Raw genomic sequence first — 25,185 nt, forward strand, 5'->3', positions numbered from 1 at the left:
TTTGAAAAGAGCACTCAATCATGTCAGAACAAGATCAGTACATAGCACACACCGAAAATTGGGTGAAACAGGTGATCATGAAATTTAACCTGTGCCCTTTTGCTCGCCGCGAGGTGGAGCGCGCCAGTATTCGCTATGCGGTGATTGCAGCGCATAAACCTAAAGCCGTGTTGCTGGCGCTACTAGCCGAATGCGCCTTGCTTGATCAAGACCCTGCAATAGAAACCACCTTAGTGATATTGCCGCGCGGTTTTGAAGGCTTTTATGCTTATTTAGACTTGGTCGACTTGGCAGAAGACATGCTGCTCGAGCAAGGCTATGAAGGTAAGTATCAGCTGGCGAGCTTTCACCCAGACTATTGCTTCGAGGGCGAGGCCCAAGATGATGCGGCCAATTACACTAACCGCTCGCCTTACCCGACCCTGCATTTGATCCGCGAAGCCAGCATGGCGCAGGTGCTGACCGATTATCCTAACCCTGAGTCCATTCCTGAGCGCAATGTAGAATTTGCCCGGCGCAAAGGCGCAGATTTCTTCGTTAAGTTACTGGCCAATTGCAGTAAGCACTAACGTATAAGTGCATAAGTGCATAAGTGCATAAGCGTATAAAGGCGAGGCGCGGTTAATGTTGATGGACGTGTTGGCGCTGACCGCTTTTTAAAAACAAGTGCGTATCCGCATGGGCCATGTCGCAAGGTTCGCGCTCACATTGTAATGTGACATGGTGCAGTTGATGCTTATGAGCCAGGAGTTCACGGGCCGCCACTAATACTTGCTGCATATCCAGCTCAGGGATCACTAAGTGTGCCGTTAAGCTGGCCTTGCCACTGGTGAGCGCCCACACATGCAGGTCATGCACTTCTTGTACGCCCTCAAGTTGGCTTAAATCGGTATTTATTTTGTCCAAGTCCACGTTAGTCGGCACGCCTTCCAACAAAATATTCAGGCTAGCGCGCAGTAATATCCAAGTGCGCGGCAGCACCCAAAAACCAATGGCCACCGCAATCACCGAATCTACCCATTGCCAGCCGGTGAACATAATCACCAGCGCACCGAGAATCACGCCCACAGAGCCGAGCGCATCACTCAGCACTTCAAGGTAGGCGCCGCGCACATTTAAGCTGTGTTGCTGGCCGCCTACCAGTAAGTACATAGCCAGCAAATTAACGCCTAGGCCAATGACGGCAATCACCAGCATGGCCGTGGACTTGATCTCAGTCGGCTGTGCAAGGCGAAGCCAGGCTTCATACAAAATATAGAGTGCTACGGCAAACAGCAGTAAGGCGTTGAAGGCCGCTGCTAAAATCTCAAACCTATGATAACCAAAGGTGCGCTTTTGATCGGCGGGGCGCTTGGCAATTTGGATGGCTGCCAGCGCTATGGCCAGCGCTGCGGTATCGGTAAACATATGTGCCGCATCAGAAAGCAGGGCCAAGCTTTGGCTGAGTAAGCCGCCAATCACCTCAATAATTAAGAAGCTGCTCGTAAGCCCTAAGGCCCACCACAGCCGTTTACTGTGATTGTCTGTGGGCATCCCATGCTGATGGCTATGGCTATGGCTATGGCTATGTTCACTCATGAGTCATCCTTATGATGGCCGATGCAGACCGTTAATATCACTGCAGACTGCAGCACTTATCGCTATTTTCTTGTATATGCCTGGTATCTAGCGCGCATGCACTCAGTAATATCATTATTAAAGTAACGAATAAAGGCTGTGAATTTTTGCTAAATTAGAGGCGTGAAAATCGGAGTTCATTAACCTAAAGGATTCTTATGCGCGACTTACGGTTAGGTGTGTTGGCTTTATTAGCGGTTTTATTGACGGGTTGTACTGGTAAGCCGGAGGGCGTGACGCCGGTAACAAACTTTGATGCCCAGCGCTACTTGGGCACTTGGTATGAAATTGCCCGTCTTGATCATTCCTTTGAACGGGGGCTCGAGCAAGTAGCCGCCGAGTATAAGATGCGTGATGACGGTGGTATTCGGGTGCTCAATCGCGGGGTGGATGCAAGCAGTGGCGAGCCTAAAGAGGCGGAAGGTAAAGCCTATTTCGTGAATAATCCCAGTGAAGCGCATCTTAAAGTCTCTTTTTTCGGTCCGTTTTATGGATCTTATGTGGTGTTTGAATTGGACGACGCTTATCAATATGCGTTCGTGGCAGGCTACAACCACGACTACTTATGGTTGCTCGCGCGCACCCCGACCATAAGCCCGGAACTTAAGGCTCAGTTTGAAGCGAAAGCCAAGGCGTTAGGTTTTGCTACCGAGCAGCTTATTTGGGTAAAACAATTGCCCTAAGCCCCAGCCTTGGGTTTTATGGGTGGCTTTGCGTTATTTGATGGTTTATCGTAATGCGCTAATGAACGTATATATTACGAATTAAAAATAATTAATATTAGGAGCAAATAATGCTGAAAAAAGTTGCGCTGTTAGTGGTTGGTGGCGTATTCGCTAGCTCTGCATTCGCCCAAGCTGAATTATTTAAACCAGAAGACTTGGTTAAATATCGCCAGTCCATCTATCAAGTTATGAGCGCCCAAGTAAAAGTGATAGGTGCCATGGCCAAGGGTGAAACTGAGTTTGACGCCAAGGAATTTCATGAACGCACCTTAAACATGGCCAACGTGGCTAAATTGCTAGGTGAGACCTATGTGCCAGCCACTCAGGGCGTGAAAGACAGCAATATGCTGCCTGCTGCTTGGGATGATCGGGAAGGCATGGGCAACAAAGGTAAAGCTTTTGGTAGTGCTTTGCAGGAGCTGGTTGCCGCGTCAGGAGAGCCTGGTTTTGATAGAAAAGCCGCCCAACCTGCCGTCGGTAAAATGCTGAAGACCTGTAAAGCTTGTCACGACGATTACCGCGCCGACTAAGACGCGCTTTATATATATGTTGAAAGGAGCCTAAGGGCTCTTTTTTATTGGGTATTTAAAATGCATGTTTTAAAAATTGCGCGCCATCATAAATAATGCTTTTGATATTAGTGATATAGGCCGTTAGATGCTAAACATAAGCAGGCTGCATATTTAGATTGCGATAAATCTGGGGTATTTGATAGGTGCTGTTATTGGATCGCATCGTTCGAAGCTCAGTCAGAATACGGTAAGAATTTCAGAGGTACATCAGATGCAAAAATATGCAATTTCAATGCGCATCTTGCATTGGTTGACCGGGCTTATGGTTATCGGGCTATTCGCCGTTGGCCTGTGGATGCGTAACTTAAGCTATTACGACTCTCTCTATCAAGTGCTGCCGTTTTGGCATAAAAGCGTGGGCTTTTTGTTGCTGTTGTTAGTGCTGCTGCGATTAGTCGTGCGTTTCTCAACTCAACGACCGCCAGCCTTAAGCAGCCATCAGCCATGGGAGCGTATGCTGGCAAGTGCAACCGTATGGCTGCTTTATGGACTAATGTTTTGTTTATTTATTAGTGGTTATTTAATCGCTACCGCCGATGACAGGCCCGCCCCATTCTTTGGCTGGTTTGATGTTCCTGTGTTGATTAAGGCTTTTGCCAACCAAGAAGATGTGGCCGGTTTATGGCATGAATATGCTGGATGGGTCTTAATTGGCTTATCTGGGCTACACGCTTTAGCCGCGCTCAAGCACCATTTCTTAGATAAAGATGTCACCCTCAAGCGTATGCTTTAATTACGCAGTCTATTTCAAGGAGAGAATAATGAAAAAAACGCTGATTGCCGCCGCTATCATGTTGATGGCGAGCCCAGCTTTCGCCGCCCCAGAAAATTATGTGGTTGATACCGAAGGCATGCATGCCTCAATTAACTTCAAGATAAATCACCTAGGTTATAGCTGGGTAGTGGGTCGTTTTAACGACTTTAAAGGCAGCTTCGTGTTTGATGAAGATGATGTGGCCAACAACAGCGTGGCTATCACCATTAACACCAGTAGCGTGGACAGTAACCATGCAGAGCGTGATCGTCACGTGCGCAGCAAAGACTTTTTAGACGTGAAGCGGTTCCCTGAAGCCAGCTTTAAGAGCACCAGTGTGACTCAAGGTGAGGATGCAGGCGAGTATCAAGTTAAGGGCGACTTAACGCTGCACGGTGTGACTAAGCCGGTGGCGTTTGAAATTGAAGAAGTGGGGGCAGGTAAGGATCCTTGGGGCGGTTATCGTCGCGGTTTCGAAGGCGAAATGACGCTTAAGCCCAGTGATTTTGGCATTGATTACGATCTAGGCCCGGCTGCCGCCACCATGGAGTTGGAGTTTATTCTGGAAGGCGTGAAGCAATAAAAGAAAGCTGTCAGCGATAAGCCGGAAGCTGTAAGTAAAACACCGAGCCTGATGCTCGGTGTTTTTTTGTGCGCTTATCTTGGGCTGATCGCTGCTGGCTTATTACCTAGAGATAATAAAACAAATACCAAGTCGGTAGTGCCGCCAGCGGCAGTGTCACCACGAAACGCCCCCATGGAAAAGCCGTGTGCTTAGGCAGTGCATCGGCCACACGCTCGGGCGCCACGCACTTATGACCGGTAACCATGGCTTTGACTAACGCCTCACCCCGGATGCGATAAGCCACTATGGCCAATATATGCAGGCCGACTATCAATAAAATGCCGTAATAAAACCAACTCTTATGCAGAAAGGTCATTAAACCGGCGGTGGCATTTGATACATGCTTATAGAGAGGGCCTTCATAAAAAATATCGTCGCTGCTAAATAAGCCACTGGTTAACTGAAACAGTAAGGTGGCTAAGATTATCAGTACCATAATGCCGCCCACGGGATTATGGCTGAGGTAAATAGGCTTATTGGGTTTAGCGCTGGCCAAGAAATAGCGAAAAATATGCTTGGGGTGATAGATAAAATGGCTAAAACGCGCATAAGGCGTGCCCAAAAAACCCCAAATAATACGATAACTCAGTAACGCGAGCAGGGCTTGTGCGAACAGCATATGCTGTTCCATATCTTCGCCTGCGGAGCGCCAAAGCAAGAATAGTAGTAGAGGCAAGCTCCAGTGAAAAACTCGAATCGACCAATCCCAAACTTTAATGGGGCTAGAGTGTGAGCCGCTCATGTATCTATTCTCCAGTGAACTGAGTGGAGGCCATTTTACCCTGAGCCAGATGTTTATTTAAGTAAATGCTTAAATTGATAAGTCGGCTGATGTTAAGGCGCGACATGAGATGTAAAAAATCCCGACCAAGGCCGGGACTTTACTCACACCACGTACTTATAACTGACTTAGTTAGCGGGTGCGGGCTGCTTTAATTTAACGAGTGCCTGCTCTAAACCTTGGCGAAACTGGTTGCGGGTTAGCGCATCAATTTCTGACCATTTGTCCTTAGGAGCAAAGTCTACCGTGCTTTCGGTGAGTACATTTTTACTCTGCAGTGCAATCCAACGCGCATCGTAGTTACGGGTTTGCTCAGCATCCCATTCTAGCGTCTGGTTGACTATGGCTTGAAGACGCTCAGGGTTGCTCATGGAGTAAGGCGTGATCTTGGCGCCAAAGCGCTGGTTGAGCTGGCTCACTGCTGCATGCGCAGTTTCATCACCGGATTTATTGGCATCACTGCGGGCTCGTAGTTGTGCCGCGTAAAACCAAAAGGTCGCCTGATCTTGATAGTCGTTATCAAACATAATGGCTGAAATTAAATACAACACAGGCGGCGCATAATCGTTAGGCGCTTTTAAGATGGTATTAATGGTTTCGCCCTTGCCACTCGTAATGGCATCCATGGCTTGCTGAGACTTAGAGATGTCAATTTGGGCAAATTCGCCTTTCGGTTCTATTTTATCTGATGCGTTATTGGCAGCATTTTGACTACTTTGTTTGTTGGTGTTGTTTGCCGTATCCGAAGGAGTTTGGCTAGAGCAGGCGGCCAAGAAGGCGCAAAGTAGTAGCGGATATAATTTCATCGGTAAACCTCATGTATTAATAATGTATTCAGCAAAGCGGTAAATTAAGCTCAGGTCAAGAACAATAACATGAATTAAGCGCTATTTAGGCGACTCAACAGCTTGCTTGAGGCCTGTCTTGGCTGTATTTGGTTGTTGCTGCCAAAATAAATAAATATCTTGTCGGTAGGCAACTGGGATACTGTGCGAACAAATTAGTACAATCAAACCGTCTTTTTTGAGGCCACGAATACTGCCTTTAATGCTGCGCATGTCGAGTGTGAGTTGCCGACAAAATTGTAGCAAAACAGCCGGTGGCTGGCCGCTGATCACCGTCAGCTGCGTATCTTGTAAACGAATACGAAAGCTCTCTTGGCGCCGGCGCAACACATGCAGCAGGGCAAATAAAATAAGCGCAATACACAATACACTGCTGAACATCATCTCATCCTTGAAAACAGCATTCCATGACCAGATGATGACAGTTTGCACCTTAAAGGCAAGTAACGCTCATGATGCAGCCCTTAAAAATTCGTCTGGCGACATTTAACGTCGCGCTGGACAGAAGTCGACCGGGGCAGCTAGCTGCAGAGTTAGCCGCAGGATCCTCTCAGGCTCGTCATCTCGCGCATATTCTGCAACGGATCCGGCCCGATATACTGCTATTAAATGAATTTGATCATGATGGTGAGTCGGCCTGCGACGCGCATTTAACCCAGTTTTGCCAAGATTATGTGGCGGTCGGCGAGCAGGGCATAGACTATCCGCATCGTTATTTAGTGCCGACCAACACCGGTGCGTTGGCGCCCCTTGTTTTGAATAGAGAAGAGTTAAACAGAGAGTTTTTAAATCCAGATAAAGCGTCGTTACACGGCGAGATCTCGCCCTGCTTGCCCCAAGATGGCTTAGGATTTGGTGCCTTTCATGGTCAGTATGCGATGGCGGTATTATCGCGCTTTCCATTGTTGTTTGAGCAGATGCGCAGCTTTCGCCACTTTTTATGGCGCGATATGCCAGACGCTAAGTTGCCGCAAACCGAGCAGGGTAGTTACTACCGAAAACCTGTGCTCGATATCTTGCCGCTGTCTTCTAAAAACCACCTCGACTTGCCGGTATTGCTGCCCAACGCACGAGTGTTGCATCTGCTAGCCAGTCATCCTGCACCGCCTATAGATGAGGGGCTTGAGCGACGTAATAGCTGCCGTAATCATGATGAGTTGCGGCTCTGGCATGACTACATTCGGCCTGAACAGAGTGGCTACTTGTATGATGATGCGGGTAAGAAAGGCGGTTTAGCAACCGGCAGTGACTTTGTGATCTTGGGTGATTTAAATGCCGATCCACTCGATGGTGATGGTTACCAAAGTGCCATACAAAGGTTGTTGCAAGAGCCCCTGCTAAATCGCGCCGTGGCTTTGGGCGAACTGCGGCCCGCTGCCAGAGGCGGTTTTGCGCTCAAATTGCGTCAACCCCGCCAAGGATCACCTAAGTATTGGACCCATAACCAAGGGTTGCGGCTGGATTATGTCTTACCCAGTGTCGGGCTTAATGCCGTCGCCAGCGGAGTGTATTGGCCGGCGCCCAGTAACGTTGATGCCGAGCTGTTTTGGAATACGCGGGGTTGGCCTAAGCGGCGCGCCAGCTCAGATCACCGCATCGTATGGGTCGACCTCGAACTCTAGGCTTATAGCCTGTCTCTTAGTCACATCTTTTTGTTGTGCTTAATGGCGATATCAGGCAGCGCGACCGCTCCTCCGACTCATCGTAGATTAAGGCCATCTTTGCTGGATAACGGCTGCGAATATTCACCGGATATTTGGTCCATTACCCAGCAAAGATACACGCAGCAAGCTGCCCATTAGGGCTCAAGCCGCGCCATCTGACTGCCAATGGCGGGAATGTCGAGACGGCAGGAGTATTTATCGGCCTTGGCGCGGATGGTCGGCTGAGCCGACGCTCTCTGCCTTTCTGTCTGCATAAGAGCTTGCTGTTGTAGGAATACGGGTTAAGTAGAACGGTATAACTGATGTGGAACAGAACTTTTTTTACCACGGAAAAGAGCACTCTTTGTTTACGAGAGTCACGGGCGCAGTTCACGTGCGACAAAAGATAAATGCCTTTATGGTACCTGATTACGTATGAACTTCAGCCATGATGCGCGTTGTTTTGGTTTGTCTTTTGTAGCAGCCCGTCTCTTTAATAAAGAGGACTTCGGCTGGCCAGCTTTGCTAGCTGTTATTGAGGTTTAGATTTAGACCAAAACACTAAACCGGGCCGAATAAATTGGCCCCTACAAGGTCAAAACACCAAACTGAGTCCCATATTCTTACCGAAAATACGAGTCGTTTCATGTATCTTTTTGAATTTATTGATGATTAGTTTACTGAAACATGGCTGAGCTTTGTTGGTAATCAGTTTATGGTAAGAGCTCGTCGGCTGCTGACCTAGTGGTTAGCTCTTACCATTGATGGTCACTTTCGGATCTTATCACTATTTTTCCGTGTTCTTCCGTGACTCTCGTAACAAAGAGTCGTGGCAGATAAGGTTCTAGTTTTTAAAGGCAAATTGACTGAAAATTCCACAGAAGTTATGAGCTACTACTTAGCGCGTTGGCGGAGGTAAGCCTACGGCCTCTTAGTGTCTTACATACTTGTGACTAAGTGACAGGCTGACGGCTTACCGCTGCCGTTAAAGCTCTTTATCCAGTTGCAACGATCGCACACCCTCTAATATGCCCCCAGATAAGCCGGATTTAGGGTAGGGCACTTTACCTTGGTACCAAGGCTTACAAGGGCTAACGAGCTTGGGCTGATGCAGCGTCAGCTTGGGTGCGCGCCAAGTTTCGTCTAGTGTGATAGCCAGTTCGCGACAGCCCTTATCGTTAATCGCGCCTAACTCTAACTGCCAACCACCGGTTAAATCGACTTCGCCGCGCAATGCCAATAAATAACGCACACTTTGCAGCGCGCTGCCATCTAACTGCCAACGACCCTGGCTAATCGGGCCTTGTAAATCCAGCTGATCAATAAAGCTGTCGCCTTGGTTTAAATCCAGCGCCGCCAGTTTGGCATCCACTGTTTTAGCTTGCGCATAATCTTCACGTAGTCGCTGGCTGAGCCAGTTATCTAAGCCAAATTTCTCGATAAATATCTCCTGACCGCTCAAAGTGACTTGGCCTTGCCAGCTTGCCCTGTCTTCAAGATCGCCACTCAGCTCGGCATTAATATCAGCTTGGCCTGAAAAATTGCGATCCGCCTTCAACCAACGTGATAAGGGGCGTAAAGACAACGCTGTGCCGATTAATTGCGCTTTACCGACGTAAGGCGGATATAAGCTCAACTTGCCGCTTAACGCTATTTGGCCCTCCAGCGCGTCACCGCTAAGCTCAGTTAGCCACAGATGCGTATCGTCCAACTTAGCCTTCGTCTTGCCTTGGCGGACAATTAAGCTATTAAAGGCCACTTCATTCCAGTTAGCTTCCGCTCGCGCTTGCTTACTTAACGCGCGCCATTGGCCAGCGGACCAAGCAATATCGTTAACAAACAGCTCACCACCGATAATAGACAGCGGTAAATTTGGGTCCAGCGATAATAGCTCGCCATTATTGATGCTCAGTTTATGCAACCGTGTTTCAGGTAATGGCCAGCTCATCTCTGGCTGCCAAACAAACTTGTTATTGTGTAGCGCGAGCGAGTCGATATCGAGGCGACCTTCATCAGGGTGCCAGCTCAGCTCTGAGGTGACGTCGCCCTCATAGGCTTGGCCATTAATATTGAGGCTCAGCTGTTGTTTGCTGCTTAGCAGCTCACCTTGGTGTTTATCGAGGCGCAGCCAATCCATAACGGCTTCATCCGCCTGCCACTTACCGCTGGCATCGGGCAAGCCGCCCGCCGCCCAATCAAGGTAGCGCAGCTTGCCACTGATATTATTGCTGGTGAGCACTGGGCTGGTGATGCTCACTTTATCGAGCACGGCTTTATTGATCAGTAAGCTCCAACCTGAGGCGAGTTCAGGCAAATGCTCAAACTGCAGTTGGTTACGGCTAAATTGTGGGGCGTTTAACGTCAGCTGCTGCTTGGGCCAGTTTACGATTACATTAGACTCGAATAAGCCATCGAATAAACGGCTTTTTAACTCGGTGAGTTGCAGCTGTTGTTGGCGCACTTGGCCATGAAAGGTCAGTTGCGCCATCTCTAAATTAGGTTGGGTAAGCTGGCGTGCTTGGCCGTTTAACTTAACATCCGCGCCCCATTGCCAGTGGCCATCTAACCTTGGCTGCCAATCACGCAATGTAAGATCCGCGCCTTTCGCCTGCCAACCTTGCCAGTCTAGGCTCAAGTTTTTGGTGGTTAGCTCTTCCACATGAATGTTGGCCAGATTATCTGGGAGCGCTAATTCGATGGCGTCGTCCAGCTGCAACTTGGCATCAATAAGATCTAGGGTGGCAATACGCGTTTGGCCAGATAAGGGCGATAGGGTTTCCAGTTGCACATATACTTGGCGGGCATTAAACCACTCACCTAAGCGTACATCTTCTGCCAGCAAGGTATGCGGATGCAGTGGATTAAAGCTGATGTTGCCAATGGATGCGTCGAGATCCGTGTGCTCATTCAGCCAAGCCAACACTGGCTGCTTTAAACGATTGGCATCAAACAGCGTTAGCAACAACCAAGCGGCAAGCAGTAACGCAAGCAAGGTAAATAGCAGATATTTGGCCAGCTTTTTCATGCTCCATCCCTTTAGAATCCGAGACTTACATCATACATAGCCAGCAGGCATGAGGGAAACCTATGTACAGGGTGAAAAATGAAAGTTTGTATGCCTCATGAGAGATACATAATATGAAAGTACAAATCAAAAAAGTGGTAACTCTGCGTCATTGCGCATCCCTTCGGATGTATTGAGAACTTTTGACCTTTCTATTTGGGAGGAGCTATCTATGACTGTCACCGTCACCGAAAATGGCCTGTTGTTTGAAAAGGTAGATCAGCTCAGAAAAGGCTGGTTTAATAATATTGGTGCGTCTGCAGCCGCTAATGAAGCTAAAGCCATGGAAAAAGACTTTGGTGATATGCAAAGCACCAGCTTTGCTGGATTGTCAGCATGCATTGCTGAATTTTTAGTCAAAGTGCATCTTGGCTAAAAAATAATTAATTTTGATAATAACTATCCCTGTCTGCTTTCTTCTGTTTATTGTGCTAGCCAGGCACACTACATATAGGCCAAATAACAAGCCATCCCATAGAGATGGCTTGTTAGCAGTTTCTTTCTGAACTAACGAAAGGACCAGTCACAATATAATAGTATTGCTTAATTATAAGCTTCTTATAAAAGACAAATGTTCTTGAGAGCCATCATGTAGTGTTAGGCCTAATGTAAAGCTACCATCGGTATCAAAATGTTGACGTATAGCCCAAGAGACGTGTTGACCATCAGCTTGATTATACCCAATAGTGGTTATGTTATTATCTAAATCTACTGATTTTACGGTTACAGGGATCCTAACGTTATCAACAGAAATTGACTTCTTCTTGCCAAATAAAGAAAGGGTGATAACTTCTCCGCCACTATCGGCACGCCAAATGCCACTTACATCTGCAAGAGTTTGTGCTTTTGTTTCTTCTATATAAGCAGGGCTCAGAGTTGATATGCCAATAAGTACAGCAAACGCAATCACTGGAAATCCGATAGCGCCTACCTTAGTTGAAAATATAGATGGAATATCTTGCCACATGTTTTCGCTATGTACTTTTTTTCTATAAAAATCGTAGTTAGCTAACTGGGCACAAACTACTCCTGACGGAATCCAGTAAAAAACAGAAGGCAAAATAATGCCAATTGTAGCCTCTACCAATGTGAGTAAAGATGCAAAAATCCACACTCCGCCTAATATTACAGCACCTTTCAACCACATTTTTTTGAAAAAGTAATATAATGGACCAAAGAGAAAGGCTAAAATATTAAACGATACTTTTTGTTTCTCTTTAAATGGAAGGTTTTTATATTCAGTGGAGCTCATACACTTGTATATAAAGTTATCATCAGCTCCAATGTTCTTTAATGTGTTAAATTTAAGCTTCCACTTTTCATTTACATCTAATGTGCTGAAATTGTTTTCATTAGTGTCTTCTTTGGTCATAAAATATCCTTTATATTTTTAGGTTGTTTATTTAAATGTATCTTCGCGGTTAAAATTTAACGCATTAAAGTATAAAAAGTAAGTAGGAACTTTTAGTACGAAAGACTAACTGTTTTTGAGAGGTTTTTAAAGTTTAATAACTATTTTTACGTAGACGTTGTCGTTACTGTGTCATAAAGCTGATGCAATATTTCTAGCGGATGCAGTAGGGGGAGCTATACGTTGTATTCACGCCGAGTCGAAAGAGTAGTAGTGCTCTGCCCAAAGGCTGTTACTCATCATTTCAAGAAGCACGCCTCTTTAGTTTTGGTAGTTTGAAATTTTTCTGCTTACCGATCCAAGTTAGGTCTTAACCCGTTCCGCCTTCGGCGAAATGCGAGACACTTTAACTACGACAAGCGTTCGCCTACAAACACACAGTGTTGCATTGTGAGTGTTGAATGTTGCCCGATTGAGTGAACTTAACTCAGCATTTATAACGAAAAATTCAACACACGCTCGTGTATTCTGTGGCAAAAATAACTGTTTAATTTTGGGTTGGCTTGTCCCCTTCACGCCTCACCCTTTACTCCTCACAAAAAGTCATACCTTCCCATAATGCTCTTTTTCACCCAGCCAGCGGCGGATCAGCGGGGCTGTGATTTCTGGGTGTTTATCTGCTAAATAGCGGGCTAGGCGTTGGATTTCCGGTAATAGATGTTGGTCGCGTATTAGGTCGGCAATTTTTAAGTCGGTGAGGCCGGTTTGTTTGGTGCCTAAAAGCTCGCCGGGGCCGCGAATTTCTAAGTCTTTTTGCGCAATAATAAAGCCGTCGTTGGTATCGCGTAACACACCTAGGCGTTGGCTGGCGGTTTTAGTGAGCGGCGCGTGATACAAGAGCACGCAATGCGAGGCCACCGCACCTCGGCCGACGCGGCCGCGTAATTGGTGTAGTTGTGCCAAGCCTAAGCGCTCGGGGTTTTCGATGATCATTAACGAGGCATTAGGTACGTCTACGCCGACTTCGATGACGGTGGTGGCCACCAATAAATCTATGTGGCCGGCCTTAAAGTCCGCCATTACCGTAAGCTTTTCGGCGGGCTTCATCCGGCCATGCACGAGTCCTACTTTTAATTCGGGCAATTGCGCGGTGAGCTCGGTGGCGGTGTCTTCAGCGGCTTGGCATTCTAATACTTCCGACTCGTCAATCAGGGTGCACACCCAATAGGCTTGGCGACCTTGCTCACGGCAAACTTCTCGCACCCGAGCCACAATTTCTTCGCGTCGGGTATCTGGCATGGCGACGGTTGTTACCGGTGTGCGGCCCGGTGGCAGTTCATCGATAATGGAGGTGTCGAGATCCGCGTAGGCGGTCATGGCCAAGGTGCGCGGAATAGGGGTGGCGGTCATTATCAATTGGTGGGGGTAAAATTCCCCTTGGCTGCCTTTTTCACGCAGTGCCAAACGCTGATGCACACCAAAACGGTGTTGTTCATCGATAATCACCAGTTCCAACGCATCAAATTGTACTTGTTCCTGAAACAGCGCATGAGTGCCGACTATCATGCCCACTTCGCCGCTGGCCAGCCGCGCTAGCTGCTCGGCGCGGGCCTTGCCTTTTACCTTGCCAGCCAGCCAGCCCACTTGAATGCCTAATGGCGCCAACCAAGCGGCAAAGTTATTGGCGTGTTGTTCGGCTAACAGTTCAGTGGGCGCCATGAGTGCTACTTGGCCCTGATTACCTATCACCTGTAGTGCGGCCAGTGCCGCCACCAGTGTTTTACCTGAGCCCACGTCGCCTTGTACTAGGCGCATCATGGGCACCGGCTTGGCTAAGTCACGGGCGATTTCTGCTACGACTCTTTGCTGAGCATTGGTAGGCGTAAAAGGCAATTTCGCTAAAAAATCGCTCATTAATTGCTCGGGATAACGCATGCTCCGCGCCTGATGAGCTTGGCTTTGCTCACGCACTTTGAGTACAGAAAGATTATGAGCCAGTAACTCTTCCATAATTAAGCGTTGCTGGGCGGGATGCGAGCCTTGCTCTAGGGTGAATAAATCCACGCCTGCCGGCGGACGGTGCAATAACTGCAGCGCTTCATTTAAGCTGACTTGTTTGTCGTATAAGCCGCTGGGTAACCATTCTTGTAATGGCGTTTGCTTGAGCAAGATAAGTGCTTGGTCGGTGAGTTGACGCAGAGTAATTTGGCGCAAGCCTTCGGTGGCGCCATAAACCGGCGTGAGATTCGCTTCGCCCGTTATCGCTTGGTCGCCCAGCTGCAGGCTATATTCCGGGTGGATAATTTCTAGGCCATGCTGGCCGGGGCGAATTTCGCCGAAGGCACGAATGTTAGTGCCGGCGGTCAGGTTGCTCATTTGTGCGGCGGCAAAGTTGAAAAAGCGCAGCGTCAGGCTGCCGCTGTCGTCGCGCATGCGGCATAACAGCATGCGCTTGCGGCCATAGCTAATATTGCTATCGACGATTTCACCGATCACAGACACGTGCATGCCGGGCATCAAATCAGCAATGGCATGCACGCGGGTGCGGTCTTCGTAGCGCAGCGGCAGATGGAATAGCAAATCTTGCACCGTGCTCAAACCGAGCCGTTGCAGCTTTTCTAACATCTTGTCGCCGACGCCCTTGAGCAGACTGAGCGACATCTTGTCCAGATTCATAACGGCCTCACCCTGTAAATATGTACAGAGAATAGCAAAGCCTCGAAGAAAAAGGCAGAAGAGCAGCGCCGAGCGCCTAGCATCAGGCGCCTAGCCAACATATAAACACCACTCTTGGGCTAGCTTGGTGCATCAGAACCTACTGCGTAGGTTTTCGCGGCTAAAGCGCGCGACTACATTCTTGCAATATGCCTATATCGGCGTCGCTGTTGGCTCGTCCTCTTACTCTTTACGCTTCACCCCTCACCAATTTATTCAGAACTGATCACTATTGTTCCTTGTTTTGTCCGTGCCTTCCGTGGCAAATAACTCTAGTCACTAAGATCCAAAGCGAGCGGCTGATGGTCATCAGTAAGGCGACCAATAAAAAAACGCCGAGCTCTGGGAGTTCGGCGTTTTGTTTGGTGTTGAGCTAGGTGCTTGGCGCTGTGTTAAAGCAATCTCTTCAATAGCACATTGGCGCGGGTGCGTTGTACGCGCTTGAGCAGCTTTTGCACGGGGAGCGGATAATCGGTCATTTCTTCGATTTCTGAGAAATGTTCGATACGCTGGCAGTGTTCGAGAATATTATTTTTCTCTGCTGCAAAGCTGGGTTGCAATAATTGCTCAGGATCTTGCAATAACAGGCCATTTTCTAAATCTAGCCCCCAAGCGCGGGGATTAAGATTATTGCCGGTTATGATCGCTAAGTCGTCATCGACAAAAATGCCTTTCAGGTGATAAGAATTGCGCTCATGGCGCCAGAGCATGATGTTCAACTTACCCTGATAAATCGCCGTTTGATGGGCGCGGGCAAAGCGGCGCAAGTTAGTTTCATACAAGTAAGGTAAGCCGCCTATGGTGCGAAATGGCTCATCGGGTGGAATATAAAAGTCATTGGCGGTTTTATCGCCAATGACTAAGGTGACGCTCACGCCTTTCTTTAATAGGGTGCGCACGTCTTTGGCCAGCGGTTTGGGTAAATTGAAATAAGGCGTACAAATAAACAGCTGTTGTTCGCTGCTGCGCAATACGGTACGTATCATGCGATTGAGCCGATTGCCTCTTTTACCTAAGCCCGCTAAAGGGGTGACTGCCACTTGACCGGCTTGGCGCTCTTCATTGGCAAACTGATATTGAGTGCGCTTCATCTGCGGTTTAAATTGGCGGATCACGCCGCGTAGTTGCCGAGCCGAGGGAATAGCTGACTCCAGCAAAGAAGGCACTGCCGGATTTTGCATAAATAGCCGCGTCATATAATCGACCATGGTATCGGCAAGTTCTGCATCGCTGAATTGGTGATAGCGATCGAAACGGTAACGCTCCTCTTGATGCAGGTAAATGTCGTTGAGGCTGGCGCCGGAATAGAGCAAGGTGTTGTCGAACACGAAGCCTTTTAAATGCAGTACGCCCAGTATTTCTCGGCCTTTAACTGGTACGCCGTAAATATTAATTTGCTCGGCGTAACGCTCGGCAAATTCTTGGTACATCTTATGGTTGCCGCCTTGGCCTTTTTGGCCGATCAAGCCCCGTTGGGCGCGATGAAAGTCCACGAACAAGCAAATATCCAACTCCGGTGCGGCTTGTTTGGCTTCATAGAGGGCGGTCAAAATTTCGCGGCCCGCTGCATCGTCTTGTAAATACAGGGCCACTAAATAGATGCGTTGTTGTGCGGCTGCAATGAGCTCCAGCAACCTTTGCTTAAAGCTTTGTGCCGAATACAAAATTTGTATTTGGTCTGCATTCACCGCCAAGCTTGGCAGGCGGTGCAATAGGGTGCGGTAATGATGAGCTAATGGCATAAATGAATCCGTTTAATGGTTGGCGCTTAAGACCATACTTAAGCGCCAATATGCGGTTGCAGTTTAGCGAATTTTAGCCGTGGGCGGCAAATGACAGTGTTCAGGCATTATAGGGCTTGAGTGGCTTGTTTTAGCCAAACCAAGTCGAGCCCGCTTAGCTGTGGGCTGATTTTTTCCCATACTTGGCCATGATATTGGTTTAGCCAATCGATATGCTTAGGCTCCAGCCAGTCAGTATCTACTAAGCGCCGATCAAAAGGCACAAAAGTCAGGGTTTCAAATGCAAATACCGGAATATCACCAACCATACTGGCGGGCTGCACCACTTGTAGGTTTTCACAACGTATACCGAAGGCATTTTCCCGATAATAACCCGGTTCGTTAGACACTATCATGCCGGTGGTGAGTGCGGTTTGGCTGCCTTTGGGTGAAATACGCTGGGGGCCTTCGTGCACGCTTAAATAATGGCCCACGCCATGGCCGGTGCCGTGATCGAAGTTATAGCCTTGTTGCCACAAGGGCTGGCGCGCTAATACATCGAGTTGCTGGCCACAGGTGTTGGCCGGAAAACGGGCGCTCGCTAAGTCGATATGGCCGCGCAATACCAGCGTAAACAGCTTTTTCATTTCTGCATCTGGCTGGCCGACCGCCACTGTGCGAGTAATGTCTGTGGTGCCATCCAGATATTGTCCGCCTGAGTCTACTAGGTAAATCGCATCTTGACCTAAGCGGCGCGGCGTACCATTTAAGTGATGATAGTGGCACATAGCCGCATTGGAACCTAGGGCAGAAATAGTGCTAAAGCTGGGTTCGACAAACTCTGAGTTTTCGGCGCGAAACGCTTCTAGCTTATCGGCCAAGCTGCCTTCATCTTCCTGTTCGGGATTGGCTTGGCCGACGCGCGCATCTAACCAAGCCAAGAAGCGGCACATGGCGGCGCCATCGCGCAAATGCGCGGCGCGGCTGCCGTTGACTTCTATCGGATTTTTGCAGGCTTTGGGTAGCATGCAAGGATCTTCACCATACACTAGCTCGGCGCCGGCCTCGCTTAGGGTAAGCGCGCTCCACGCGTTGGCGGTAGTGGCATCTAACTGCACGCGCGCGCCTTTTTTACCGAGTGCGTGCAGTGCGCCTGTGACGTCTGTCATCGGCTGCAAAGTCACATCAGAGCCGCAGTGGCCGCTTAAATCTAGACCGGAAAATTTAGCGGGATCGGCAAATAACTGCAGGCTGCCATCTTTATGCAAGAGCGCGAAGCTCAACACCACGGGCAGGCAGGGAATGTCGCGGCCGCGAATATTGAGCAGCCAGTTAATAGGTTCGGCTTGAGTAAATAATTGCGCGTCTATATTCGCTGCCGCTAAATCTTGGGCGATACGGCTGCGTTTGGCTTGGCTGTGCTGGCCGCTGTAGTCTTGGCTGAGTAATAGGGCGGGATTGGCCGTGGGCTGTGGGCGGTCGTGCCACTGGGCATCGATTAAGTTCTCGGATACGGGCACTAAGGTGATGCCTTTGGCCGCTAATTTAGGTTGCGCATTTTGATACCACTGCTGGCTGTGCAAATGCGCATCAAAGCCCACGCTATCTCCGTTACGCAGTTGGCTGAGCAGCCAATCGAGATAAGGCTCACTCATTAAGTGATGATAATTAAACAAAGCAGCCGCACATTGCTGGCGCACTTGCACCGTGTAGCGGCCATCGACGAAGATGGCGGCGTGTTCAGGCAATATTAGGCTAACACCGGCCGAGCCGGTAAAGCCGGTGAGCCAGGCCAAACGCTCTGCATAGGGCGGAATATACTCACCCAGATGTTCGTCATCGTGGGGCACAATAAACGCCTGCAGATGTTGGGCGGCCATGGTGTGGCGGATCGCCGCGAGACGCTGAGCGTGAGGCATGTGGGCTCCTAATGAGAATTTAATAGTAAAATAAGGCCAGTCTTTGAGAACAGAATTCAGCACATAAGTCACTGTACGCTGCCCGCTTAGCGTTGGCAAAAAGTGGCGGTTTATGTTGCTGCTCTACTACGCATGGGCAGCTGCTGGATCAATAATGCAAGCACTATCAAGCTCAAACCGACTAGGGTGGCAGGGTAAATGTGCTCATTCACCAACCAGCGCAACAATAATAACGACACAAACGGCGAGATAAAAATCAGGTTAGAAATACGCGCCGTATGTTCTGCATAACGCATCGCCATTAGCCAGAGCACAAACCCCAAGCCCATTTCAAATAAGCCCACATAAATGGCACCCAGCCAGCCTTGCCAAGCGGTTAACTGAAAGTTTGACCACAGCGCTGTGGCAATAACGATCAAGGGTAATGCGAGCAAGAAGCTCAAGGTTAGGCTGACCAGCGCATCGCCTTGTTGGCGGGTATTTAAAATCCAATAACCTGCCCACAGCAGGGTGGACAATAACGCCAAGGCGACACCGAGTGAGTCCGCAAAATCCAGGCTCAGCAAGTTACCCTGAGTCGCAATCACAATGGCACCCAAATAACCGAGCATGATGGCCAGCCAATCTTGGCGGCGAATCGTTTGCCCTAAAAAAGGCACCGCCAGTAGGGTGAGGGTAATGGCCCAAGTGTAATTAAGGGTTTGTGCCTGTTGTGCGGGCAGTCGGTCGTATGCCTGAAATAACACTAAGTAATAAAGCGTGGGGTTAATCAGGCCCAGCAACAGGTAATAACTGAGTTTGGCTGTAAAGTGGTTTTTAAGCAGTGCCAGTTTGCCTTGCCAAGCCAGTATGCCGAGTAACAGCAGAGTCGAAGTAAAAGTAGCAACCAGCAGTAATTGCGCCGGCGAAAAATAACCCAGCGATAACTTAAAGGCGGTGGCGACCGTAGACCAACAGGCGACGGCGCCTAGGCCGTAGAGATACGCTTTTTTTTGGTTTTTCATGCAGTTTATTTTTTATGAAGGGGTTAGCTTTCAGAGTCTGGCGATTCGAGCGCAGCAAACGGGCGGCGTTTTTCTTTTTCTAATACCAGCGCTTCCAGTATTTGCACGCGCTCGTGCAGTTGTAAATTTTGCGCCTCTAATTGCGCGAGTCGCTCTGCTTGGTTGCGGCCCTGATTAAGCAGCAGTAGCACGGCGGCGATGGCCAGCCCTAATAAGATAATACCCAGCATGTATTTGCTCCTTATTTTTATAACCTATTTTTATAGCCATCACGTTAAGACAAAATACCCGCCAGCGAAAGGTTAACCGTATTTGAGCCGACTGTGGCGGCTTTTTTGCCACCTTTGGCTCGCCGTGAATAAACAAATTTTGCTAACAAAAAGGGCTGCATCTGCAGCCCTTTGATTGTTGTTTTACTTTCAAACTCGCTTAATGATTTTCTATTATCTTAGGCGCTTGCTCTTCGTCAAACACGGGCAGCGGCTTGTGCTGTGAAGCCAAGAAGGTGTAAATCACCGGCAATACAAACAGCGTAAACAGCGTACCAATACTCAAGCCCGATACGATAACGATACCCATACCGAAGCGAGAAATAGCACCTGCACCTACCGCAAACAGCAGCGGGATCAAGCCGGCGACCATGGCCGCCGTGGTCATTAAGATAGCACGCAGTCGGATACGGGCCGCGGTGCGAATGGCGTCGGTTCGGCTAGCACCGGCAAGCTGTTCTTCTTTGGCCACTTCACACATCAAGATCCCGTGTTTGGTAATAATACCTACCAAGGTAATTAGACCCACCTGAGTATAAATATTCATAGTGGCCAATCCCCACGCCAAAGCAATCAGGGCGCCGGAAATTGCCAACGGCACCGATACCATGATCACCAGCGGGTCGCGCACACTTTCAAACTGCGATGCCAACACCAAGAAGATGATGAACAAGGCCAGTAAGAAGGTCATGTAAAGCGCATTACCTTCGGTAACAAACTGACGTGCGCCGCCTAGGTAGTCGTGGTTATAGCCGTTAGGCAGATTAGCCGATACTTCCTGCTCCATAAAGTTGATGGCGTCGCCCATGGACACACCCGGCGAGAGCACGGCACCTATGGTGGCGGAGTTTAGCTGGTTAAAGTGGGGTAAGGATCTCGGCTGCGCTTCCATGGTAATGGACACCAAGTTGGCCAGTGACACCATGTCGCCGTTATGGGCGCGCACATAATAATCCTTGATTGAGTCCGGATTGAGGCGGTCTTTACGATACACCTGTGGTATGACTTCGTAGCTGCGGCCATCTAAGTCCACACGGTTCACGTAGCCGTCACTCATCATGGTCGACAAGGTAATGGCGATGTCTTGCATGGTAATGCCATAGGCGCCAGCCTTGTCGCGATTCACCTTAATTTTCATGGTGCCTGAGTCAAAAGCTAAGTCCAGCTCGCTATAAACGAACATGGGGCTTTGGCTGACTTTTTTCAGTGCATCTGCTGCCACTTCATACAGGCTTTCGAAGGAGTTCGGCGTGGTCAGCACATATTGCACCGGCAAACCACTGGACGCACCCGGCAGCTCAGGGAATTCAAAGGCACTGATCGCCACCGCAGGAATAGCTTGTAAACCCGGTGTTAGGCGCTTAATCACGTCTTTTTGACTGTCGCGCTGGCTCCAAGGTTTAAGCACCGCCACGGCCAAGCCTTGGTTGGCATTAGGCACGCCCGCTATGGTTAGCGAGGTGGCGAGGCCATCTTCCTTATTGAGTACATCTACCGCCTTTAGCATGTTGTTTTCGATGTAATCTAAGTTGGCGGAGTTAGGGGCTTTGGCCATCATCAAGAAGGCACCCTTATCTTCACTCGGAGCCAGCTCACTGGGGATAAAGGCAAATAACACCGGCATGGAGGCAAACACCAACACCGCAAACATGATCACCACTGGGCGTTTGGCCAATACCGCATCCAGCATGCGGCTATAACCGCGTGTGACCTTGCCGAGGGTATTTTCTACGCCGCGCTCAAAGCGATTTGGGTCGCTGTGGGGTTTAAGCAACTTAGAGCACATCATGGGTGACAGCGTTAGCGCCACTATGCCAGAGATAAATACCGCACCGGCCAAGGTGAGGGCAAACTCTTTAAACAGTGAGCCGGTAATGCCGTCCATTAAGGCGATAGGCGCATACACGGCCGCCAAGGTGATGGTCATGGTGATTACCGGCACCGCAATTTCTCGGGTACCAATAATGGCGGCGCGATAGGGCGTTTCACCGGCTTTAATATGCCGATCCACGTTTTCTACCACTACTATGGCGTCATCCACCACCAAGCCGATGGCCAGCACCATGGCCAGCAAGGTCATCAGGTTGATACTAAAGCCAAATACCTGCATCAACATGGCCACGCCAATCAATGACAAAGGTATGGTGATGATGGGGATCAATACCGCGCGCAACGAGCCTAAGAACAGCGTGATCACTATTACTACGATTAATGAGGCTTCCAGTATGGTTTTGATAACCTCACTGATGGACTCGTTAATGGCGTCGGTGGCGTCGTACAGCAATTTCATCTGAATGGTGTCAGGCATGTTGCGTTGTAGCTCTGGCAACAGCTTGCGCACGTTATCCGCCACATTTAGTGGGTTAGCGGAAGGCGTAGGATCCACACCTATCACTACCGCCGATTCGCCGTCCGCCAAGGCGCGCACTACATCGTGACTTTTTTCCAGTGACACCTGCGCAATATCGCGCAGCCGCACTACGCCATCATCACGGGTAGCCACCACCAAAGATTCCAGCTCTTCAGGGCTTTCTATCTGAGTGTTGATATTACTGTTGTACAGCATGTAGTAACCGGTCGCCTGACCGGTAGCTGCTTGATAGTTATTGGCTTGCAACACCGAGACCACTTCGGGAGCGGTCAGCTTATGGGCGGCCATACGCTGCGGGTCTAACCAGATCCGCAGCGCAAACTGAGCGCCACCAAACAGGTTAATCTTAGCGACTCCATCTACCGAGTAAAATTGTGGCTGTATCACTCGCTGCAGATAATCGTTGATCTGCGGCGCGCTCAGCTCTTCACTGCTGAACGAGATATACATGATGGAGGTAGACGCGCCTGTGGTCATTTGCAGGCTGGGATCTTCGGCCTCGCGCGGTAACTGCGAACGCACCGAGTTAACCTGTGCCAGAATATTGGACAGCGCGGCGTTAGAATCGCTGTTCAGCTTCATTTGCACCGTTATGGTTGAGCTGCCATTGCTGCTGCTTGAACTCATAAAGTCGATGTTATCGGCCTGGGCTATGGCCTGCTCTAAAGGCTGAGTAATAAAGCCTTGGATCAGTTCAGCACTGGCACCAAAATAACCGGTACTTACCGTTATTACGGTATTGGTCATTTCTGGGTATTCGCGCACCTGCATTTTTTGCAGGGCCTGCAGCCCGAGCAGCACGATAAGCAAGCTTATCGATATTGCCAGCACCGGCCTTTTGATAAAAATATCAGTAAAACGCATCAGATTCTCCGCTTACAGCTGGGGCGCAGACGCTGGGGTATCCAGCGCATCGTCTTCTACTGGCTTCACATGACTGCCGTTAGACAAACGCACCTGGCCTGAAGTGACTATGACATCGCCCGGCTTTAAGCCTTTGACGACGCGCGCATAATCATCTTCACGCTCGGCAACTTCGATCACGCGCTGTTGCGCTACCAATACTGGTTTTGCATCCTGGCTAGCATCTGCTTTTTCTTTATCTTCTGTTGGCGCCTGCTCTTCAACTACAAATACAGTTTGGCCATAGAGGGTGAAGTTGATGGCTTGCTGCGGCACCAAAATTTGCTCAGTTTGCGTCGGCAGTTGTACGTCCAGCTTGGCAAACATGCCAGAGCGTAATTTGCCATCTTGATTAGGAATGCTGGCCTGAACCTGCACCACACCTGAATCCGGATTCACCTCAGGTTCAATGGCGGTGATTTCGCCGATAAAGGGTGTTGTTGGGTAGGCATCAACAAAAATATTCAGCGATTGGCCCACGGCGATATCGGCGATGCGAGTCTGTGGCACGGTAAAGCGAATGCGGAATTTACGAATGTCTTCTAAGCGCGCGATATCAGTGCCTGCATTCAGGTATTGCCCCAAAAATACATTACGAATACCCATAACACCGGCAAAAGGCGCACGTATAGTACGGCGCGCTATGGTGGCCTTAAGAGAGTCTACTTGGCCGACCAGCTCTTGATATTTAGCTTGGGAGTCATCTACTTGATTCTGTGCAATGGCCCCACGGCTAAACAGCTGACGAATACGCTTTAGGTTCGCTTGCATGGCGGGTAAATTAGCCTGCGCACTGCGTAGGTTGGCTTTTTCTACTTCTGCATCCAGCTCTAGTAAGATGTCGCCTTTAGCTACCTGCTGCCCAGACTCAAAATGTATGGCGCGCACTACGCCTGCAGTTTCGTTACTGACAGCGATCCCTTGAATAGGCTCAATAAAACCTATGGCCGCAATACGTGGCGTCCAATCTTGCGCGATCACTTCAGTAGTGGTGACCGGAAAGCTAGGTACCGGCATATTAGCGAAATATTCACCCATCATTTTTTGCTTAAATAAATTAAAGCCAATGACGCTGCCGAAGATGATCACTACCAGCAACAACATGGACAATGTCCATTTTTTCATTCGTTTGCTCCCGCAACTTTTGTTAGATATTAACGTTTAAGAATGGCGTTCCAGCTGGCATCCAGCAGTTGTTCATGCAAAGTATCATCCAGCTCGATACCAGCCTTGGTACATTTTTGGGTCAGTAACATCAGGTTTTCGAGCGCTAAAAAACCGAGTAACTCGGCGGGCATATCGCGAAACAGTCCCTTGATACGACCACACTCAAAAAACTCATGTATTGGCTTAAAGTAACGCTCATCCATTTGCCGCTCTTCTTCCCGATTAAACAGGGGAGAGGCTTCGTACTGCACGCGATAACATAAGCTGTCTGGGCTGGCTTGCAGGTAATGCATGGTATTCAGCCAGAGTTGACGAAACTGAGCGTAGTTAGGCTCTGTGGTATCTACCTCGTTTAAGATAGCGACAGCGGCATCACGTAATCTTTCTTCATGGACACAGCGCAATAGCGTTTCTTTATCGGTAAAATAGCAATAGATAGTGCCAGCCGCGACATTGGCGCGTTTCGCCACTTGTTGCATAGAGATACCATGAAAGCCGTATTGGGCAATCAAAGCCTCCGCAGAGCTTAGAATACGTTCGCGTTTATCAGCCATTAAATAGTTACCACTTACAACATAAAAAAGGTATGAATGAACGTTCATTCATTTTGGGATTTTAGGTCTTTTCTCTGATAAGTCAATCGCTCAAGGCGGCGCTTATTTGATGACATATTTAAAACCTCAGGCAGAAAAACGGCATTTTGCCGACAAATTAAGCAACTGGTTTCTTATTCTGAAATAATGCTAGACAAGAGACGGCAGTAGCCTTAATATCCGCATCGTCCAAATGCGAGCGCCCGTAGCTCAGCTGGATAGAGCGCTGCCCTCCGGAGGCAGAGGTCACAGGTTCGAATCCTGTCGGGCGCGCCATTCAGTGCATAAAGACAATCTAGTAGATAAAGAAAAAGCTTGGTAGACTAAGCCTAAGCAAAAAGAAAGTTAGTCAGGTTTAATGGTGATTGTAGCTCAGTTGGTAGAGTCCCGGATTGTGATTCCGGTTGTCGCGGGTTCGAGCCCCGTCAGTCACCCCAGTTTCAGGTTACGGCCTGGGAGTAGTAAAGAAATGTGCGAGGGTGGCGGAATTGGTAGACGCGCTAGCTTCAGGTGTTAGTGCCTTCGGGTGTGGGGGTTCAAGTCCCC

At 49.0% G+C, this 25,185-nt stretch carries 21 protein-coding genes and 2 tRNA genes; 9 read left to right on the plus strand and 14 right to left on the minus strand.

The features are described 5' to 3' along the window. Positions 1 to 20: 20 nt before the first annotated feature. The gene (locus ACEN2G_RS10195) at positions 21 to 569 is read left to right on the plus strand and encodes a DUF1415 domain-containing protein (RefSeq protein ID WP_442021384.1); all 549 of its coding nucleotides are present in this window, start codon (positions 21 to 23) and stop codon (positions 567 to 569) included. Positions 570 to 621: 52 nt separating this feature from the next. Here ACEN2G_RS10195 and ACEN2G_RS10200 read toward each other — a convergent pair whose 3' ends face one another. Further along, entirely contained in the window at positions 622 to 1,578 is a 957-nt protein-coding gene (locus ACEN2G_RS10200) for a cation diffusion facilitator family transporter (RefSeq protein ID WP_442021385.1), read from the minus strand. A 197-nt stretch (positions 1,579 to 1,775) separates the two neighbouring features. Between ACEN2G_RS10200 and ACEN2G_RS10205 the strand changes: the two genes are divergently transcribed. From ACEN2G_RS10205 to ACEN2G_RS10220, 4 genes are all read left to right on the plus strand, one after another. Continuing rightward, entirely contained in the window at positions 1,776 to 2,300 is a 525-nt protein-coding gene (locus ACEN2G_RS10205; RefSeq protein WP_442021386.1) for a lipocalin family protein, read from the plus strand. A gap of 110 nt (positions 2,301 to 2,410) precedes the next feature. Then, positions 2,411 to 2,872, plus strand: a complete 462-nt coding sequence (locus ACEN2G_RS10210; RefSeq protein WP_442021387.1) for a c-type cytochrome — start codon at positions 2,411 to 2,413, stop codon at positions 2,870 to 2,872. Positions 2,873 to 3,125: 253 nt separating this feature from the next. Then, complete coding sequence (locus ACEN2G_RS10215) at positions 3,126 to 3,647, plus strand: cytochrome b (RefSeq protein WP_442021388.1); 522 nt, start codon at positions 3,126 to 3,128, stop codon at positions 3,645 to 3,647. A gap of 28 nt (positions 3,648 to 3,675) precedes the next feature. Then, positions 3,676 to 4,251 (plus strand): YceI family protein, encoded by a 576-nt coding sequence (locus tag ACEN2G_RS10220; protein WP_442021389.1) that lies wholly within the window; start codon positions 3,676 to 3,678, stop codon positions 4,249 to 4,251. 106 nt (positions 4,252 to 4,357) lie between these two features. On the opposite strand, the gene ACEN2G_RS10225 is transcribed toward ACEN2G_RS10220, so the two are convergent. From ACEN2G_RS10225 to ACEN2G_RS10235, 3 genes are all read right to left on the minus strand, one after another. Continuing rightward, on the minus strand, positions 4,358 to 5,035 hold the full coding sequence (locus tag ACEN2G_RS10225; protein ID WP_442021390.1) for a cytochrome b/b6 domain-containing protein: 678 nt from the start codon (positions 5,033 to 5,035) through the stop codon (positions 4,358 to 4,360). Positions 5,036 to 5,202: 167 nt separating this feature from the next. Next, positions 5,203 to 5,880: a hypothetical protein gene (locus tag ACEN2G_RS10230; RefSeq protein ID WP_442021391.1), complete on the minus strand. Its 678-nt coding sequence runs from the start codon at positions 5,878 to 5,880 to the stop codon at positions 5,203 to 5,205. An 81-nt stretch (positions 5,881 to 5,961) separates the two neighbouring features. Continuing rightward, a complete protein-coding gene (locus ACEN2G_RS10235) occupies positions 5,962 to 6,303 on the minus strand; it encodes a DUF3634 family protein (protein WP_442021392.1) in 342 nt (113 codons plus the stop codon). 68 nt (positions 6,304 to 6,371) lie between these two features. On the opposite strand from ACEN2G_RS10235, the gene ACEN2G_RS10240 reads away from it, so the two are divergent. Next, positions 6,372 to 7,541 carry an endonuclease/exonuclease/phosphatase family protein gene (locus ACEN2G_RS10240; protein ID WP_442021393.1) on the plus strand — a complete coding sequence of 390 codons (1,170 nt, stop codon included), beginning with the start codon at positions 6,372 to 6,374 and terminating at the stop codon, positions 7,539 to 7,541. Positions 7,542 to 8,547: 1,006 nt separating this feature from the next. Here the strand turns inward: ACEN2G_RS10240 and ACEN2G_RS10245 are convergent. After that, complete coding sequence (locus ACEN2G_RS10245; protein ID WP_442021394.1) at positions 8,548 to 10,587, minus strand: AsmA-like C-terminal region-containing protein; 2,040 nt, start codon at positions 10,585 to 10,587, stop codon at positions 8,548 to 8,550. A gap of 211 nt (positions 10,588 to 10,798) precedes the next feature. Here ACEN2G_RS10245 and ACEN2G_RS10250 point away from each other — a divergent pair, with 211 nt between their 5' ends. Then, positions 10,799 to 11,002: a hypothetical protein gene (locus ACEN2G_RS10250; protein WP_442021395.1), complete on the plus strand. Its 204-nt coding sequence runs from the start codon at positions 10,799 to 10,801 to the stop codon at positions 11,000 to 11,002. 171 nt (positions 11,003 to 11,173) lie between these two features. Here the strand turns inward: ACEN2G_RS10250 and ACEN2G_RS10255 are convergent, their stop codons facing one another. The 9 genes from ACEN2G_RS10255 to ACEN2G_RS10295 form a co-directional block, all read right to left on the minus strand. After that, a complete protein-coding gene (locus tag ACEN2G_RS10255; RefSeq protein WP_442021396.1) occupies positions 11,174 to 11,998 on the minus strand; it encodes a DUF2628 domain-containing protein in 825 nt (274 codons plus the stop codon). Between the two features lie 582 nt (positions 11,999 to 12,580). After that, on the minus strand, positions 12,581 to 14,653 hold the full coding sequence (gene recG / locus ACEN2G_RS10260) for an ATP-dependent DNA helicase RecG (RefSeq protein WP_442021397.1): 2,073 nt from the start codon (positions 14,651 to 14,653) through the stop codon (positions 12,581 to 12,583). A gap of 431 nt (positions 14,654 to 15,084) precedes the next feature. Continuing rightward, a complete protein-coding gene (gene pssA, locus ACEN2G_RS10265; protein WP_442021398.1) occupies positions 15,085 to 16,434 on the minus strand; it encodes a CDP-diacylglycerol--serine O-phosphatidyltransferase in 1,350 nt (449 codons plus the stop codon). 107 nt (positions 16,435 to 16,541) lie between these two features. Beyond that, positions 16,542 to 18,332: an aminopeptidase P family protein gene (locus ACEN2G_RS10270; RefSeq protein ID WP_442021399.1), complete on the minus strand. Its 1,791-nt coding sequence runs from the start codon at positions 18,330 to 18,332 to the stop codon at positions 16,542 to 16,544. 110 nt (positions 18,333 to 18,442) lie between these two features. Next, positions 18,443 to 19,336: a DMT family transporter gene (locus tag ACEN2G_RS10275; protein WP_442021400.1), complete on the minus strand. Its 894-nt coding sequence runs from the start codon at positions 19,334 to 19,336 to the stop codon at positions 18,443 to 18,445. 23 nt (positions 19,337 to 19,359) lie between these two features. Beyond that, entirely contained in the window at positions 19,360 to 19,566 is a 207-nt protein-coding gene (locus ACEN2G_RS10280) for a hypothetical protein (RefSeq protein ID WP_442021401.1), read from the minus strand. A gap of 199 nt (positions 19,567 to 19,765) precedes the next feature. Continuing rightward, entirely contained in the window at positions 19,766 to 22,840 is a 3,075-nt protein-coding gene (locus ACEN2G_RS10285) for a multidrug efflux RND transporter permease subunit (protein ID WP_442021402.1), read from the minus strand. 12 nt (positions 22,841 to 22,852) lie between these two features. Further along, positions 22,853 to 24,004: an efflux RND transporter periplasmic adaptor subunit gene (locus tag ACEN2G_RS10290; RefSeq protein WP_442021403.1), complete on the minus strand. Its 1,152-nt coding sequence runs from the start codon at positions 24,002 to 24,004 to the stop codon at positions 22,853 to 22,855. A 29-nt stretch (positions 24,005 to 24,033) separates the two neighbouring features. Then, positions 24,034 to 24,600 carry a TetR/AcrR family transcriptional regulator gene (locus tag ACEN2G_RS10295; RefSeq protein WP_442021404.1) on the minus strand — a complete coding sequence of 189 codons (567 nt, stop codon included), beginning with the start codon at positions 24,598 to 24,600 and terminating at the stop codon, positions 24,034 to 24,036. A gap of 238 nt (positions 24,601 to 24,838) precedes the next feature. Here ACEN2G_RS10295 and ACEN2G_RS10300 point away from each other — a divergent pair. Together ACEN2G_RS10300 and ACEN2G_RS10305 are read left to right on the plus strand one after the other, a co-directional pair. Next, a tRNA-Arg gene (locus ACEN2G_RS10300) sits at positions 24,839 to 24,915 on the plus strand. An 85-nt stretch (positions 24,916 to 25,000) separates the two neighbouring features. Continuing rightward, positions 25,001 to 25,076: transfer RNA gene (locus ACEN2G_RS10305), tRNA-His, on the plus strand. Positions 25,077 to 25,185: the final 109 nt, after the last annotated feature.

Source organism: Oceanisphaera sp. W20_SRM_FM3, assembly GCF_052119705.1.
Classification (GTDB): domain Bacteria; phylum Pseudomonadota; class Gammaproteobacteria; order Enterobacterales; family Aeromonadaceae; genus Oceanimonas.

What these genes read in the sequence shown, in the direction of transcription:
- ACEN2G_RS10195 (WP_442021384.1), top strand. Translation starts at nt 21, where the DNA reads ATGTCAGAACAAGATCAGTACATAGCACACACCGAAAATTGGGTGAAA.
- ACEN2G_RS10200 (WP_442021385.1), bottom strand. Translation starts at nt 1,578, where the DNA reads ATGAGTGAACATAGCCATAGCCATAGCCATAGCCATCAGCATGGGATG.
- ACEN2G_RS10205 (WP_442021386.1), top strand. Translation starts at nt 1,776, where the DNA reads ATGCGCGACTTACGGTTAGGTGTGTTGGCTTTATTAGCGGTTTTATTG.
- ACEN2G_RS10210 (WP_442021387.1), top strand. Translation starts at nt 2,411, where the DNA reads ATGCTGAAAAAAGTTGCGCTGTTAGTGGTTGGTGGCGTATTCGCTAGC.
- ACEN2G_RS10215 (WP_442021388.1), top strand. Translation starts at nt 3,126, where the DNA reads ATGCAAAAATATGCAATTTCAATGCGCATCTTGCATTGGTTGACCGGG.
- ACEN2G_RS10220 (WP_442021389.1), top strand. Translation starts at nt 3,676, where the DNA reads ATGAAAAAAACGCTGATTGCCGCCGCTATCATGTTGATGGCGAGCCCA.
- ACEN2G_RS10225 (WP_442021390.1), bottom strand. Translation starts at nt 5,035, where the DNA reads ATGAGCGGCTCACACTCTAGCCCCATTAAAGTTTGGGATTGGTCGATT.
- ACEN2G_RS10230 (WP_442021391.1), bottom strand. Translation starts at nt 5,880, where the DNA reads ATGAAATTATATCCGCTACTACTTTGCGCCTTCTTGGCCGCCTGCTCT.
- ACEN2G_RS10235 (WP_442021392.1), bottom strand. Translation starts at nt 6,303, where the DNA reads ATGATGTTCAGCAGTGTATTGTGTATTGCGCTTATTTTATTTGCCCTG.
- ACEN2G_RS10240 (WP_442021393.1), top strand. Translation starts at nt 6,372, where the DNA reads ATGATGCAGCCCTTAAAAATTCGTCTGGCGACATTTAACGTCGCGCTG.
- ACEN2G_RS10245 (WP_442021394.1), bottom strand. Translation starts at nt 10,587, where the DNA reads ATGAAAAAGCTGGCCAAATATCTGCTATTTACCTTGCTTGCGTTACTG.
- ACEN2G_RS10250 (WP_442021395.1), top strand. Translation starts at nt 10,799, where the DNA reads ATGACTGTCACCGTCACCGAAAATGGCCTGTTGTTTGAAAAGGTAGAT.
- ACEN2G_RS10255 (WP_442021396.1), bottom strand. Translation starts at nt 11,998, where the DNA reads ATGACCAAAGAAGACACTAATGAAAACAATTTCAGCACATTAGATGTA.
- recG (WP_442021397.1), bottom strand. Translation starts at nt 14,653, where the DNA reads ATGAATCTGGACAAGATGTCGCTCAGTCTGCTCAAGGGCGTCGGCGAC.
- pssA (WP_442021398.1), bottom strand. Translation starts at nt 16,434, where the DNA reads ATGCCATTAGCTCATCATTACCGCACCCTATTGCACCGCCTGCCAAGC.
- ACEN2G_RS10270 (WP_442021399.1), bottom strand. Translation starts at nt 18,332, where the DNA reads ATGCCTCACGCTCAGCGTCTCGCGGCGATCCGCCACACCATGGCCGCC.
- ACEN2G_RS10275 (WP_442021400.1), bottom strand. Translation starts at nt 19,336, where the DNA reads ATGAAAAACCAAAAAAAAGCGTATCTCTACGGCCTAGGCGCCGTCGCC.
- ACEN2G_RS10280 (WP_442021401.1), bottom strand. Translation starts at nt 19,566, where the DNA reads ATGCTGGGTATTATCTTATTAGGGCTGGCCATCGCCGCCGTGCTACTG.
- ACEN2G_RS10285 (WP_442021402.1), bottom strand. Translation starts at nt 22,840, where the DNA reads ATGCGTTTTACTGATATTTTTATCAAAAGGCCGGTGCTGGCAATATCG.
- ACEN2G_RS10290 (WP_442021403.1), bottom strand. Translation starts at nt 24,004, where the DNA reads ATGAAAAAATGGACATTGTCCATGTTGTTGCTGGTAGTGATCATCTTC.
- ACEN2G_RS10295 (WP_442021404.1), bottom strand. Translation starts at nt 24,600, where the DNA reads ATGGCTGATAAACGCGAACGTATTCTAAGCTCTGCGGAGGCTTTGATT.